Annotated in this window: 13 protein-coding genes and 1 riboswitch; of the genes, 3 read left to right on the top strand and 10 right to left on the bottom strand. The window is 69.4% G+C overall.

The annotated features are described in order from the left end of the window. Positions 1–13: 13 nt before the first annotated feature. The 4 genes from OG520_RS29495 to OG520_RS29480 all read right to left on the bottom strand — a co-directional run bounded on the left by OG520_RS29495 (position 14) and on the right by OG520_RS29480 (position 4,236). On the bottom strand, positions 14–1,045 hold the full coding sequence (locus OG520_RS29495) for an NlpC/P60 family protein (protein ID WP_406015193.1): 1,032 nt from the start codon (positions 1,043–1,045) through the stop codon (positions 14–16). Between the two features lie 237 nt (positions 1,046–1,282). Further along, complete coding sequence (locus OG520_RS29490) at positions 1,283–2,311, bottom strand: NlpC/P60 family protein (protein WP_399325974.1); 1,029 nt, start codon at positions 2,309–2,311, stop codon at positions 1,283–1,285. A gap of 284 nt (positions 2,312–2,595) precedes the next feature. After that, on the bottom strand, positions 2,596–3,957 hold the full coding sequence (locus OG520_RS29485; RefSeq protein ID WP_406015192.1) for an NYN domain-containing protein: 1,362 nt from the start codon (positions 3,955–3,957) through the stop codon (positions 2,596–2,598). A 36-nt stretch (positions 3,958–3,993) separates the two neighbouring features. Then, positions 3,994–4,236, bottom strand: a complete 243-nt coding sequence (locus OG520_RS29480; protein ID WP_014156692.1) for a hypothetical protein — start codon at positions 4,234–4,236, stop codon at positions 3,994–3,996. 163 nt (positions 4,237–4,399) lie between these two features. Between OG520_RS29480 and OG520_RS29475 the strand changes: the two genes are divergently transcribed. Then, positions 4,400–5,149, top strand: a complete 750-nt coding sequence (locus OG520_RS29475) for a rhomboid family intramembrane serine protease (protein WP_389970413.1) — start codon at positions 4,400–4,402, stop codon at positions 5,147–5,149. After that, entirely contained in the window at positions 5,146–5,427 is a 282-nt protein-coding gene (locus OG520_RS29470; RefSeq protein WP_093543818.1) for an Lrp/AsnC family transcriptional regulator, read from the top strand. The genes OG520_RS29475 and OG520_RS29470 overlap by 4 nt, the downstream gene beginning before the upstream one ends. A gap of 76 nt (positions 5,428–5,503) precedes the next feature. On the opposite strand, the gene OG520_RS29465 is transcribed toward OG520_RS29470, so the two are convergent. The 6 genes from OG520_RS29465 to OG520_RS29440 all read right to left on the bottom strand — a co-directional run bounded on the left by OG520_RS29465 (position 5,504) and on the right by OG520_RS29440 (position 12,607). Next, complete coding sequence (locus OG520_RS29465) at positions 5,504–6,880, bottom strand: aminotransferase class V-fold PLP-dependent enzyme (protein WP_406015191.1); 1,377 nt, start codon at positions 6,878–6,880, stop codon at positions 5,504–5,506. A gap of 172 nt (positions 6,881–7,052) precedes the next feature. Further along, a riboswitch (SAM riboswitch) is annotated at positions 7,053–7,170 on the bottom strand. Between the two features lie 85 nt (positions 7,171–7,255). Continuing rightward, complete coding sequence (gene trpD, locus OG520_RS29460) at positions 7,256–8,320, bottom strand: anthranilate phosphoribosyltransferase (protein WP_266420317.1); 1,065 nt, start codon at positions 8,318–8,320, stop codon at positions 7,256–7,258. Between the two features lie 123 nt (positions 8,321–8,443). Continuing rightward, entirely contained in the window at positions 8,444–10,069 is a 1,626-nt protein-coding gene (locus tag OG520_RS29455; protein WP_406015190.1) for a cytochrome bc complex cytochrome b subunit, read from the bottom strand. After that, complete coding sequence (locus OG520_RS29450) at positions 10,066–11,118, bottom strand: Rieske 2Fe-2S domain-containing protein (RefSeq protein ID WP_399325984.1); 1,053 nt, start codon at positions 11,116–11,118, stop codon at positions 10,066–10,068. Before OG520_RS29450 ends, OG520_RS29455 begins: the two co-directional genes overlap by 4 nt. Continuing rightward, positions 11,115–11,924: a c-type cytochrome gene (locus OG520_RS29445; RefSeq protein WP_266420309.1), complete on the bottom strand. Its 810-nt coding sequence runs from the start codon at positions 11,922–11,924 to the stop codon at positions 11,115–11,117. Before OG520_RS29445 ends, OG520_RS29450 begins: the two co-directional genes overlap by 4 nt. Before the next feature lie 62 nt (positions 11,925–11,986). Further along, complete coding sequence (locus OG520_RS29440; RefSeq protein WP_030933584.1) at positions 11,987–12,607, bottom strand: heme-copper oxidase subunit III; 621 nt, start codon at positions 12,605–12,607, stop codon at positions 11,987–11,989. A gap of 187 nt (positions 12,608–12,794) precedes the next feature. Between OG520_RS29440 and OG520_RS29435 the strand changes: the two genes are divergently transcribed. Then, positions 12,795–13,196: a hypothetical protein gene (locus OG520_RS29435; RefSeq protein WP_399325986.1), complete on the top strand. Its 402-nt coding sequence runs from the start codon at positions 12,795–12,797 to the stop codon at positions 13,194–13,196. The last annotated feature ends 43 nt before the right edge of the window (positions 13,197–13,239 follow it).

Below are 13,239 nucleotides of genomic sequence, written 5' to 3'. Positions count from 1 at the left end.
ATCGAGGGTACGGTCAGACGCGGGTGACCGACGAGACGGGCATCATGCCGACGGGGTCGTAGCGCACCGGGGCCCCGGGGTACGGGGCGTGGATCACCTGGCCGTTGCCGACGTACATCGCGATGTGGCCGGCGTCCGCGCGGTAGGCGACCAGATCGCCGGGGCGGGCCTCGGAGAGCGGCACCATGTGTCCCGCGTACCGCTGGGCCTGCGAGGTCCGCGGCAGGCTGACCCCGGCCTGGGCGTACGCCCACTGCATCAGCCCGGAGCAGTCGAATCCGGCCGGCCCGTTGGCCCCCCAGATGTACGGGCGGCCCAGTGCCTGCCGGACCGCCATGACGGCGACCGCCGCGCGCGCGGAGCCGGCCGGCAGATCGGCCATCGCCGGGTACGCGCCGTCGCGGCCGGAGCGCGAGGCCCGCTGGAACTCCGCCCGGTCGGCGCCGGGCAGCGCGTTCAGCAGCTTCCTGGCCTCGGCGAGCTTGCGCTCGACGGTGCGTTTGTGACGGGTGGCGTCCGCCCGGTTGCGCTCCAGCTCGGCCAGCGCGCGGGCCGCCTCCGCGCGGGTCTGCACGAGCCCGCGCTGGACCTGCTGGAGTTCCCGCAGCTCGGCGGCCTGAAGGTCGGTCAGGCGCTCCAGTACGGCCGCCCGGTCGAGGTAGCTGTCCGGGTCGGAGGAGAGCAGCAGGGCGAGCGAGGGGTCGATGCCGCCGGAACGGTACTGCGCGCTCGCCGCCGAACCGAGCGCCGTACGCATCCGGTTGAGCCGTTCCTGGCCGCGGGCCGCCCGGTCCTGGGCCCGGCCGACCTCGCCGCGCAGCCGGCCTGCGTTCTCACCGGCCTTGTTGTACTGCTCGGTGGCCCGCTCGGCCTCGGTGTACAGCCGGTCGATGCGGGCCTTGGCGCTCCGGGGGGTGTCCTGCGGGTCGGCGTTCGCGGTGGCCACCCCGAGGGTGGCGGCCGCGGTCGCCGCCGCGGCCGACAGAACGGTGGCCCGGACCCCGAGATTGAGGCCGGGCTGTGTGGAACGGCGATGGGACACCACAGGACGCCGCACTCCCTTCCGCGGTACGCAGACGCGCGCAGCCCCTGCCGCCCGGGGCGGGCGGACCGACGACCGGGAGCTGCACGGCAGGCAGACAGTAGTCGGGCGATCACGGAGCGACCAACGACCGCGCCGTACGGAAGGGCGGCAGAAAAGGCGACGCCCCGCCGGTGACCTGTGGTCTCCGGCGGGGCGGGCTGTCTGCGCGGGCGCGGGAATTCGCCCGTTCGGGCGTCGTCAGCCGACGCGCACGCCGAACTGGAAGCTGCCGATGGTGTTCATCGACTCGTAGCGGACGAACGTGCCCGGGTACGGGGCGTGCAGGACGGTGTTGTTGCCCGCGTAGAGGCCCACGTGCTCGGTGTTGTTGAAGAAGACCAGGTCGCCCGGCTTCAGCGCGCTGCGCCCGATGTGGACGCCGTCGTTGACCTGGGTGTACGTGACCCGGGAGATCTGGACGTTGGCCTGGGCGTAGGCCCACTGGGTCAGCCCGGAGCAGTCGAAGGCCCCGGGGCCGGTGCCGCCCCTCTGGTACGGCTTGCCCTCCTGGGTGGCGGCGGCGTTCAGGGCGGCGGCACCCCAGGCGGAGGCGGGGACCTCCTTGCCCAGGTCGACCCGGTCGCTCGCGGCGCGGCTGGCGCGCTGTTCGTCATTGCGCATCTTCGTGCGCTCGGCCTGGGTCATCGTGTTGAGCAGGCGCTGCGCCTCGGCCAGCTTGTCCTGGAGCTTCTTCTTCTTCGCGCCGAGCGTCTTGCGCACGTCCGCGAGGTCGCCGAGCTTGTCCTGGGCCTCCTTGCGCTCCTGCGCGAGGACCCGCTGCTTCTCCTGGATCTTCCCCAGGGTCTCGGTCTGCTTGGCCGTCAACTGGTCGAGGGCCGAGGCCTCGTCGAGGAAGCTGTCCGGGTTGGAGGAGAGGAAGAGCTGCACCGACGGGTCGATGCCACCGGAGCGGTACTGCGCGGCGGCGAGCGAACCGAGGCCGTTGCGCAGGTTGTTGATCTCCTGCTGACCGCGGGCCACCTTGTCCTGCAGCGCGCCGACTTCCTTCTCCAGCTTCTGCTGCTTCTCCTTGGCGCCGTAGTACTGCTCATTGGCGGCGCCGGCCTCGTGGTTGAGCTTCTCGACCTTCGCCTTGACCTCGCCCTTGGAGGGCTTCGGGTCGGCGTGGGCCGCCTGGGAGGTCAGGGCCACGGCCGCGGCGGCGGTCGCGGTGAGCACGGTCACACGGGCGCGGCTCGGCTGCTTGGGACGACGGTGGGACGCCACGAAGGCGAGCTCCTTCTTCCTCGAGCCGCCTACCGGGCTGTGGGGGATTCGAATCCCCGGCTCCGTGCACGTCACGGACTCGGCGGTGTCTTCGCCGTCACCCCGGATGGGTGATCAACCGTGCGAAGGTTCGAGGCCCGACCCTAGTGACCAACTTGTGATCAGTTCAAATCCTCACCAGAAAAATCTCGTCACAGACCGCACTTCTTTACCCTCGACACACGGGGTGTAGCTGCGACCTGACGGTCCGTTCCCTCAATTCCACCGAGACCCGACAAGTGCCGCTAGACGCGCGAAAGGCGCTTCAGGAGCAAGACGGACGCAACGGGCCTGGCGCCCGCCTTCGCCACTCCGTCGGCGACTTCGCGGTCGGTGGAGACCACCACGACGGGCCTGCCCGGAGGTTCGGCGCGCGCCAGCTGACGGATGAGTTCGTCGGCGGTCACGCCGGGCTTGCTGAACAGCACCCGGACCCCGCGCGGCGGCGCGAGCAGCACCGGGGCCGCCAGCTCGGCCCCGTCGAAGACACAGGTCATCTCGGCGCCGGTCTGTGCCGCGAGCACCGCGAGGCCGCCCAGCAGCCGCAGCCGCTGCTTCTCCAGCGGCAGCTGCGGATAGCCGGTCTTGGTGACGTTGTAGCCGTCGACGATCAGATGCGCCTGCGGCAGCGCGAGCAGCTGGTCGAGCAGGGCCGGGTCGGTCTCCGAAAGGGCCCTGGCGGCAATGTCCTTGGGCGACATCCGGCCCGGCTCGACGGCGTCGACACTGTCGGCGGGACGGATCGAGGAGGGCGGCAGGGCGAGTTCGCGCCGGAGCCCGCTCGCCGCGTCGAGCACCGTGTCCAGCAGCAGCCGCAGCCGCATGTCCTCGACCGAGCGGCCCTCCCTGGCGGCCCGGCGGCCCGCCTCCACGGACGCCTCGGCCTCACCGAGCCGCGCCTTGAGCCGGCGGCTCTCGCTCTCGGCGGCGGAGACCTGGGCGGCCGTCTCGGACCGTACGGCGTCGGTCTCGGCGCGGCTGCGGCGCAGCGCGGCCTCGCCGCGCCTGACCTCGTTGACGGCGCTGCGCAGCTTGCGCTGGAGGGATTCGGCCTCCTTGCGGGCCGCGTCCAGCTCGGCGCGCAGCCGCTCCGTCTCGCTCTTCGTCTGCGAGCGGGCCCGGACGAGCTCCTCGCGCAGCCGCTCCAGTTCGCGGCGGCTCTCCTCGTCGGCGCGCTCGGCGTCCGCGCGCTGGACCTCTTCGCCGGCGGCGGCGACCAGCTTCACCCAGCCCGGCGGGCGCAGCACATACGCCGCCGCGGCCACATCGACGGGGTCGGCGGCGGCAGGCGGCGCACCGGCCTCCAGGGCAGCGGTCAGCTCGGGCTGCCCCTCCTTGAGCCGCTCACCGATGCGCTGCCGGAACAGCGCGTCACTCTCCAGGGCGGCCGCCATCGCGTTCCCGGCGAACTTGGCCCGCCGGGTCGGGGTGAAGCGGGCGTACTGCCGCAGCTGGGCCGGGAGTTCGGTGACCGTCAGGCCGCCGAACGCGTCCGAGACCAGTGCGACGACCCGCCGCCGTACGCCTTCGGGCAGCGGGCGGTCGAGCGCCTCGACGGCGCCGTCGGCCGCCTCGGCCGACTCGGCGCCGCTATCGGGCTGCTCCACCATCCGTCACCCCAAATGTCTGTGGGCGCGGCTCCGTCAGGAGTCGGCACCCGGCCTGTCCACCAGTTCGATCTGGTCCACCGCGTTGCACCAACGGCAGCGCACCGACTCGATGGTCTCACTGACCACCTCGCGTTCCTCGACGCTGGACTCACCGGCCAGGTCGAGATGGACGTATTCGACGACCTTCGAGGAGCGCGTCACGTCGAAGCGCGTGAGATTTCCGCAGAGCGTGCAACGCCAGCGAGTCCCGTCGGTCGGCTGGGGAACCGTCGTCATCGTTGCGTCCTCTTTCGTCGAGCCTCGTGCTGCCTTGCTTCAAGGATCTCGCGGTGCGCCGTCGAACTGCGGATGTCCTGCCGTAACCCTACGGCCTCACCGCGTCCCCCCGACACGGCGAGGCGGTCTGTCCCGTTCCCTCCGGTTGCGTCATGCTCTGTTCATGATCGATCGGCGAGCTGTGGCCGGCAGGCTGTCCGGCGGACTGCTACGGACGGTCACCGGTGGACCACTGGTGACCCATGCCCTGATCGCGGTCTGCGCCCTGGTCTTCGTGATCAGCCCGCTGTCCGGCTTCAACCCGGTCCCCGGAACCGCCGACGCCCTGCTGGCCGCCCAGGCGGGGTACTTCGAACGGTGGGGCGTGATCCCGAGCGAGCTGTGGGACGGCTCCGCACACGCCCTGCTCGCCCCGCTCACCGCCCTCTTCGTGCACGGCAGCTGGCTGCACCTGCTCGGCAACGTGCTCTTCCTGTACGTGTTCGGGGCGATGACCGAGGAGCGCATGGGCCGGGTCGGGTTCACCTTCTTCTACGTCATCAGCGGCTATCTCGCCCTGGTCGCCTACGCGGCGGCCCACGCCACGTCCGACCAGACGCTGGTGGGCGCCTCGGGGGCGATCTCGGCGGTGCTCGGGGCGTTCCTGTACCTCTTCCCCAGGGCCCGGGTCACCAGCCTGTTCCCGTTCCTCTTCTTCCTGCCGCTGCGCTTCCCCGCCTGGATCGTGCTGGTCTTCTGGTTCGTCCTGCAGTGGCTGGCGGTCCAGGGCGCGGGCAGCGGGGGGCCGGGCGTGGCCTATCTGGCCCATGTGGTGGGCTTCGCCCTGGGCTTTCTCTACGCCTGGGGGCGTTACCGGCGTACGGATAGAGTGAAGGCACCAGCCACGGCCACCGAGGGAGAAAGCCAGCCGTGATCACCGCGATCGTGCTCATCAAAACCAGCGTGGACCGGATTCCCGAGATCGCCGAGGCCATCGCCGCGCTGGACAGCGTCAGCGAGGTCTTCTCGGTCACCGGTACGTACGACCTGATCGCCATGGTCCGGGTGGCCAAGCACGACGATCTGGCCGACGTCATCCCCGGCCGGATCAGCAAGATCCCCGGCGTCGAGGCCACCGACACGCATGTGGCGTTCCGTACCTACTCGCAGCACGACCTGGAGGCCGCCTTCGCCATCGGCCTCGACGCGTAGGCACACCCCCACGGCGTGACACTTCGGCGGGGGACGGGCTCGGCTGCCCGTCCCCCGCCGAAGTGCTGTGTGCCCGTCAGAGCTGCGCCGCACCCCGGTCCGGGACGCAGCGGCCGTCCTCGGTGCGGTACTTCCACTGGGCGCCCTTGCTCACCAGTTCCTTGACCGCGCGGACGAAGCGCTCGATGTGCTCGTCCGGCGTACCGGCGCCGAAGCTCACCCGGATCGCGTTGAGCGAGCTCTCGCCCGGCTCGGCCTCCGGCGCGCCGCACTCCCCGACCTCCTGCGGGTCGCTGCCCAGCAGGGTGCGGACCAGCGGGTGGGCGCAGAACAGGCCGTCGCGGACCCCGATGCCGTACTCGGCGGAGAGGGCGGCGGCGAAGTGCGAGCTGTTCCAGCCCTCCACCACGAAGGAGATGACGCCGACCCGCGGGGCCTCGTCGCCGAACAGCGAGAGCACCTTGACCTCGGGGACCTCGGCCAGGCCGGCCCGGACCGCGCCCACGAGGTGCTGCTCCCGGGCGACCAGGTTGTCGAAGCCCGCCTCGGTGAGCGCCTTGCAGGCGGAGGCGATGGAGTACACCCCGATGACGTTGGGGGAACCGGCCTCGTGGCGGGCGGCGGTGGAGTGCCATTCGACGTCCACGCCGCCGTCGGTGCGGCGGGCGACCTTGCGCGAGGCGCCGCCGCCGGCGAGGTAGGGCTCGGCCTGCTGCAGCCAGTCGGACCGGCCGGCGAGGACGCCCGAGCCGAAGGGCGCGTACAGCTTGTGTCCGGAGAAGGCGACCCAGTCGACGTCCAGCTCGGCAATGTCGACGGGGTGGTGCGGGGCGAGCTGCGCGGCGTCCAGCACGATCCGGGCACCGTGCGCGTGCGCGGCGGCGGCCAGCTCCTTCACCGGCCACAGCTCGCCGGTGACGTTGGAGGCGCCGGTGACGCAGACCAGCGCGGGGCCGTAGGGCTCGCGGTCGGCGAGCGCCCGCTCCAGCGTCTCGACGGCCTGGGCGGGGGTGCGCGGGGCGTTCAGGTAGGTCACCCGGGCATCGCGCCACGGCAGCAGCGAGGCGTGGTGCTCGGTCTCGTACACGAAGACCTGGCAGTCGGCCGGGACGACCGCGGCCAGCAGGTTCAGCGAGTCGGTGGTCGAGCGGGTGAAGATCACCTGGTCGTCGGCGCGGCAGCCGAGGAACTCCGCGACGGTCGCGCGGCTGTTCTCGAAGAGGTCCGTGGAGAGCTGCGAGAGGTAACCGGCCCCGCGGTGGACGCTGCCGTAGTACGGGGCGTACGCGGCGACGTCGTCCCAGACGCGCTGGAGGGCGGGGGCGCTGGCGGCGTAGTCGAGAGCGGCGTAGGTGACCTCACCGCCCGTGACCAGCGGAACCGTCACATCCTTGCCCAGAACCGACAGAGGGGCACAAAACGACTGGTCGGCGGCAGCGGTGAAGACAGACATGGCGAACTCCCGTAAGAGGCAGGCGAATTGCATGCGCCGGCGGAAACGCGGCAGCGCAGCGGAGAAAAGAGGGGTGTGCGGAGGAGGGCCGACGGCCCTATCGCATTCGCGTGCTCACAAGAGACTCCCTAGGGACCAGGACCCCGGGGGTTGGCATTCACAGATGCCGAGGGGCCCGCGCTTGCCGCAGACCTCGCTGCCTACGGCCTGGTCTTCACCCGGGGCACCCCGCCACGGACGGAGGGTTGCCGGACAGCGGGCCGGGGCCGTAGTCGCTGTCACTCATGACCTGACCAGCATCTTGCCATACGCCTGAAGACGCGCAAGGCGCAGTCCAGGATCCGGACTGCGCCCTGCGCCACATTTCCGCCTGTTTCAGGCGTTGCTGGCCGCCACCCAGCGCTCCAGCGCACGTGCCGCCGCCCCGGAGTCGATGGACTCGGCGGCCTTCGCCATCCCGGCCGCGAGCTGCTCGTTCAGCGTGCCGTCCGCCGCGTCCAGCGCCACCAGCGCCGCCGCCGAGTTGAGCAGTACGGCATCGCGCACCGGTCCCCGCTCGCCGCCCAGCACCCGGCGGGCCACATCGGCGTTGTACGAGGCGTCCGCACCGCGCAGGGCCTGCACGGGCACCAGTTCCAGACCGACGTCGCGCGGGTCGAACGCCTCCTCGCGCACCGCTCCGTCCCGGACCACCCAGACCCGCGAGGTCGCGGTCGTCGTCAGCTCGTCCAGACCGTCGTCGCCGCGGAAGACCAGCGCCGAATTGCCGCGCCCGGCCAGCACCCCGGCGACGATGGGCGCCATCTTCAGGTCGGCCACGCCGACGGCCTGCGAACGCACCCGGGCCGGGTTGGTGAGCGGCCCGAGGATGTTGAACGTCGTCGGCGCGCCGAGCTCCTTGCGGGCCCTGGAGACGTAGCGCAGGGCGGGGTGGAACTTCACCGCGAAGCAGAAGGTGATGCCCGCCTCCTCGGCGACCTCGACGACCCGCTGCGCGGAGAGGTCCAGGTTGACGCCGAGCTTCTCCAGCACATCGGAGGAACCGCTCGCCGACGAGGAGGCGCGGTTGCCGTGCTTGACGACCTTGGCGCCGGTGCCGGCGATGACGATCGCCGACATGGTGGAGATGTTGACCGTCTTGGCGAGGTCGCCGCCGGTGCCGACGATGTCGACCGTACGACCGGGTACGTGGATGGTGTTGGCGTGCTCGTACATCGCCCGTACCAGGCCGGACACCTCGTCGATCGTCTCGCCCTTGGCCCGCAGCGCCACCGCGAACCCGGCGATCTGCACATCGGTCGCCTCGCCGCTCATGATGCGGTCCATCGCCCACGCGGTGTCGTCGGCGGTGAGGTTCTCACCGCGCAGCAGGGGGTTCAGCATGCCGGGCCAGGAACGGTCCGCCACGCTGTCGCCGCCGATCGGGGTCACAACGTTCATGGTCCGCTCCTGGGTCCACAGCCGGTAAAAGGGATTGCCTCCACCCTATCGAGCGCCGTGGACGGCAAAGAGCCCCGTCCATCGAATGGACGGGGCTCCTGCTGTGGCGATCAGTTCAAGCGATCAGTGGTGACCGTGGCCGCTGGTGATCTCCTTGTACTCCTCGGCGGTGGGCTTGGCGATCTGGTTGTCCTCGCCGAAGTAGCCCTTGCTGAGCCGGGCCCGCAGCTTCTGCAGGACCGACGCCTTGCGCTCGACACCGTTCTCGTCGACCGTCGGGCCGATCTCGACCGGCTTGTACTGCTCGTGCGCGGTGAGGGTGTGCAGCTGCTCGGGGCCGAGCGGCTCGTGGATCTCGACGAACTCACCGTGCGGCAGGCGCTTGATGATGCCGGACTCGCGCCCGTGCAGCACCTTCTCCTTGTCGCGGCGCTGGAGGCCGAGGCAGATCCGCCGGGTGGCGATGAACGCGAGGACCGGGCCGACGAAGATGAAGATCCGGACGAACCAGGAGATGGCGTTCAGCGACAGGTGGAAGTGCGTGGCCCACAGGTCGTTGCCACCGCCGATGAAGACGATGACGTACTCGGTGATCCAGGCGACACCGAAGGCCGTCCGGGTCGGGGCGTTGCGCGGGCGGTCCAGGATGTGGTGCTCGCGCTTGTCGCCGGTGACCCAGGACTCGACGAACGGGTAGACCGCGATGATCGCGAGCACCAGTCCGAAGGCCATCAGCGGGATGAACACACCCAGGACCAGCGTGTGACCCCAGAGGTTGATCTCCCAGCCGGGCATCACTCGGATCAGACCCTCGGCGAAGCCCATGTACCAGTCGGGCTGGGCGCCGGTGGACACCTGGTCCGGGCGGTACGGGCCGATGGCCCAGATCGGGTTGATCGAGGCGATGGCCGCGATGATGGCGATGATGCCGAAGACCAGGAAGAAGAAACCGCCGGCCTTCGCCATGTACACCGGCAGCAGCGGCATGCCGACGACGTTCTTGTTGGTGCGGCCGGGACCCGCGAACTGCGTGTGCTTGTGGTAGAAGACCAGGATCAGGTGCGCCACCAGCAGGCCGAGCATGATGCCCGGCAGCAGCAGGATGTGGATCGAGTAGAACCGGGCGACGAAGTCGTGGCCGGGGAACTCTCCGCCGAACAGGAACATCGAGATGTACGTGCCGACGACCGGCATCGACAGGATCGCGCCCTGGGTGAAGCGGACACCCGTACCGGACAGCAGGTCGTCCGGCAGCGAGTAGCCGGTGAAGCCGGTGAACATGCCCAGCACGAACAGCAGGAAGCCGAACAGCCAGTTGATCTCACGCGGCTTGCGGAACGCACCCGTGAAGAAGACGCGCATCATGTGCACGAACATGCCGGCCAGGAAGATCAGCGCGGCCCAGTGGTGGATCTGCCGGACCAGCAGACCACCACGGACGTCGAAGCTGATGTCCAGCGTCGAGGCGTAGGCCTCGGACATCCGGATGCCCTGCATCGGCTCGTACGAGCCGTGGTACACGACCTCGTTCATGCTCGGGTGGAAGAACAGCGTCAGATACACACCCGTGAGGATGATGATGATGAAGCTGTAGAGAGCGATCTCACCGAGCATGAAGGACCAGTGGTCCGGGAAGATCTTGCGCATGTTGGCCTTGGCCAGGGAGTAGATCCCGAGCCGGCCGTCCGCCCAGTCGGCCACCCGCTCACCGGCGGGCGCCTTGCGCTGTGTGTCGGTCGCAGTACTCATCCGCGCTCCCAGAATGCAGGACCGACGGGCTCATCGAAGTCACCGAGCGCCTCGAGGTTGCCCTCGCTGTTCACACCGATCCGCAGCTGCGGAAGGGCGTGACCGGCCGGACCGAAGATGACGCGGGCGCCGTCGGAGAGGTCGAAGGTGGACTGGTGGCACGGGCAGAGCACGTGGTGCGTCTGCTGCTCGTACAGGCTGATCGGGCAGCCGACGTGGGTGCAGATCTTGGAGAAGGCCACGATTCCCTCGTGGGCCCACTCGCGCTCGCGCTTGTCCTTGATGTTCTCCGGCTGGATACGGATGATCATCAGCGCGGCCTTGGCGATCTGGTTCTGGAAGTCCTCGGCGCCCTCGTCCAGGCCCTCGGGCATGGCGAAGGTCAGCGAACCGACGGCGACGTCCTCGGGACGCAGCGGCTCCATCGTGTTCATGTTGATGAGCTGCTTGCCCTTGGCCCACAGGGTGTTGCGGAGCTTCTTCTCCGGCAGCGGCCCGAGGTCGCGCAGCAGCACCACACCGGAGAGCGGCACCAGGGCCAGCGCGCCGAACATGGTGTTGCGGATCAGCTTGCGCCGTCCGAACGCGGACTCCTCGGCACCTGCCGCGAAGTCCGCCAGAACCTTCGCCTTGACCTCGGGCTCGGCCTCGATGGCGTGCCGGTCGTCGGCGACCTCCACGTCGGACATCAGCGTGCGCGCCCAGTGGACGGCGCCGGCGCCGATCGCGAAGAGGGCCACGCCCAGGGTCAGACCCAGGGAGAAGTTGAGCGCGCTCACATGGCCGAAGGGCCAGATGTACACGATCTTGTCGACCGGGAAGATGACGTACGAGGCGATGAAGCCGATCGTCGCCAGCATGGACAGCGTGAACATGAACGCCACGGCGCGCTCGGAGCGCTTCGCGGCCTGTTCGTCGATGTCCTGGATGCGCGGCTTGTGGGCCGGCAGCCCCGGGTCGGCGAACGGGTCGTCCGCGACCTCTACCGCGCCGTGCGCGGTGTCCTGCTCAGCGGGCAGGTTCTCGTCTGGAATCTCTTGGCTACTCATGACTTCTTGGCCTTAGCGGTGTGGGCCGCGACCCAAATGGCAACTGCGATCAGTGCGCCGAGCCCGAAGATCCAGGCGAACAGCCCCTCGCTGACCGGCCCCAGGCCGCCCAGCTTCAGACCACCCGGGTTCTCCGACTGGGCGCTGTTGACGGTCTGGATGTACGCGATGATGTCCCGCTTCTGCTGCTCGGGCATCGTCGTGTCCGGGAAGGACGGCATGCTCTGCGGGCCGGTCTGCATGGCCTCGTAGATGTGCTTCGGGTCCACGCCTTCAAGGCTGGGCGCGTACTTGCCGTTCGTCAGCGCGCCGCCCTCACCGGTGAAGTTGTGGCACTGCGCGCAGTTGGTACGGAACAGGTCGCCACCCTTGGCGATGTCCGCACCGTCAGGGCTGACCTGGTTCTTGGTCGGAATGATCGGACCGGCGCCGAGCGACGCGACGTACGCCGCGAGCTGATCGATCTGCGCCTGGTTGTAGATGACCTTCTTCTTCGGCACCTGGGCGCCGGGCTGCTGCGCCGGCATACGGCCCGTACCGACCTGGAAGTCAACGGCGGCGGAGCCCACGCCGACCAGGCTCGGCCCGTCGGTGGTGCCCTGACCGCCGGTTCCGTGGCAGCTGGCGCAACCGACGGAGTACAGCTTCTTGCCCTCGTCGATGGCGAGGGACTGGGCGGTTTCGTCGGCCTGCGCCTTACTCGCGGGCGCAAACGCGGCGTAGAGCCCCCCAGTGGCCGCCAGCGCGAGGAGTAGTACGACGACCGCCGCCAACGGATGGCGTCGTCGTGCGGAGAGCTTTTTCACGGATTACCCCGGTGTCAGGATCTTCTGCGTCGATGCTGGATGTGGTTCGGGTTCGAGCCCGGTTACTTGATCATGTAGATCGTGGCGAAGAGGCCGATCCATACGACATCGACGAAGTGCCAGTAATAGGACACGACGATGGCGGCGGTCGCCTGTTCGTGGGTGAACCTCTTGGCTGCGTATGTCCTGCCCAGAACGAGCAGGAAGGCGATGAGACCGCCTGTCACATGCAGACCGTGGAAGCCGGTGGTCAGGTAGAACACCGAGCCGTACGGGTCGGAGGACAGCGAGAGGCCGTCCTTCTTCACCAGCTCGGTGTACTCGAAGACCTGGCCTCCGATGAAGATCGCACCCATCACGAAAGTGATCACGAACCAGGCACGGAGCTTCTTCACATCGCCCCGCTCCGCGGCGAAGACGCCGAGCTGGCAGGTGAGTGAGGAGAGCACCAGGATCGTGGTGTTCGTCGCCGAGAACGGGAAGTTCAGGGCCGAAGCCATTTCCTTCCAGTGGTCCGGTCCCATCACCGATCGCAGGGTGAAGTACATCGCGAAGAGGGCCGCGAAGAACATCAGCTCGGAACTCAACCAGATGATGGTTCCGACGCTGGTGAGGTTCGGTCGATTGACCGACGGGTGCGCGTGCCCGGTTTCTACTGTCGTTGCTGTCGCCACGACCGACATTATGTCGGTCGCTTATCCCGCCCTCACCCCGGGGGGTGCCGTTCGGTGTGTCAGGCGGGTGTGTCCTCCCCGAACGGCCCATGGATCCGCTGTCCCGGGCAGTGCTGACAGGACGTCGGGCGGAGTACGATCCGCGCATCGGTTCATGCCCGGAAAGCCCCGAAGACACAGATGTCACGGAGGAACAATGCAGCCGACCGCCACGGTCCTGGTCTACAGCGACGACGCCAACACCCGTGAGCAGGTGAGGCTGGCAGCCGGGCACAGGCCCGCGGCCGATGTGCCACCGGTGGAATTCCTGGAATGCGCCACCCTGCCCGCCGTGCTGGAGGCGCTGGACCGCGGCGGCATCGACGTCTGCGTGCTGGACGGCGAGACGGCGCCCGCGGGCGGCATGGGCGTCTGCCGGCAGATCAAGGACGAGATCTTCCACTGCCCGCCGGTACTGCTGCTGATCGGGCGCCCGCAGGACGCCTGGCTGGCCACCTGGAGCCGTGCGGACGCCGCGGTGACCCTGCCGGTCGAACCGGTCGGGTTCGCGGACGCACTGGCCGCCCTGCTGCGCAGCAGGGACTGCGTGAACGCCTGAGTCGCGCCGCGGTTTCGTCCGTGGTCCCACTGAGGGGCAGCGC

Source organism: Streptomyces sp. NBC_00984, from assembly GCF_045162475.1.
Classification (GTDB): domain Bacteria; phylum Actinomycetota; class Actinomycetes; order Streptomycetales; family Streptomycetaceae; genus Streptomyces.
Note: the sequence above shows the minus strand (reverse complement) of the source record. Positions and strands in the feature narration are given on the sequence as shown.

Bases quoted from the DNA above. Each gene is read 5' to 3' on its own strand.
- OG520_RS29455 (WP_406015190.1), bottom strand. From the start codon at position 10,069: ATGAGTACTGCGACCGACACACAGCGCAAGGCGCCCGCCGGTGAGCGG.
- trpD (WP_266420317.1), bottom strand. From the start codon at position 8,320: ATGAACGTTGTGACCCCGATCGGCGGCGACAGCGTGGCGGACCGTTCC.
- OG520_RS29435 (WP_399325986.1), top strand. From the start codon at position 12,795: ATGCAGCCGACCGCCACGGTCCTGGTCTACAGCGACGACGCCAACACC.
- OG520_RS29475 (WP_389970413.1), top strand. From the start codon at position 4,400: ATGATCGATCGGCGAGCTGTGGCCGGCAGGCTGTCCGGCGGACTGCTA.
- OG520_RS29440 (WP_030933584.1), bottom strand. From the start codon at position 12,607: ATGTCGGTCGTGGCGACAGCAACGACAGTAGAAACCGGGCACGCGCAC.
- OG520_RS29465 (WP_406015191.1), bottom strand. From the start codon at position 6,880: ATGTCTGTCTTCACCGCTGCCGCCGACCAGTCGTTTTGTGCCCCTCTG.
- OG520_RS29480 (WP_014156692.1), bottom strand. From the start codon at position 4,236: ATGACGACGGTTCCCCAGCCGACCGACGGGACTCGCTGGCGTTGCACG.
- OG520_RS29450 (WP_399325984.1), bottom strand. From the start codon at position 11,118: ATGAGTAGCCAAGAGATTCCAGACGAGAACCTGCCCGCTGAGCAGGAC.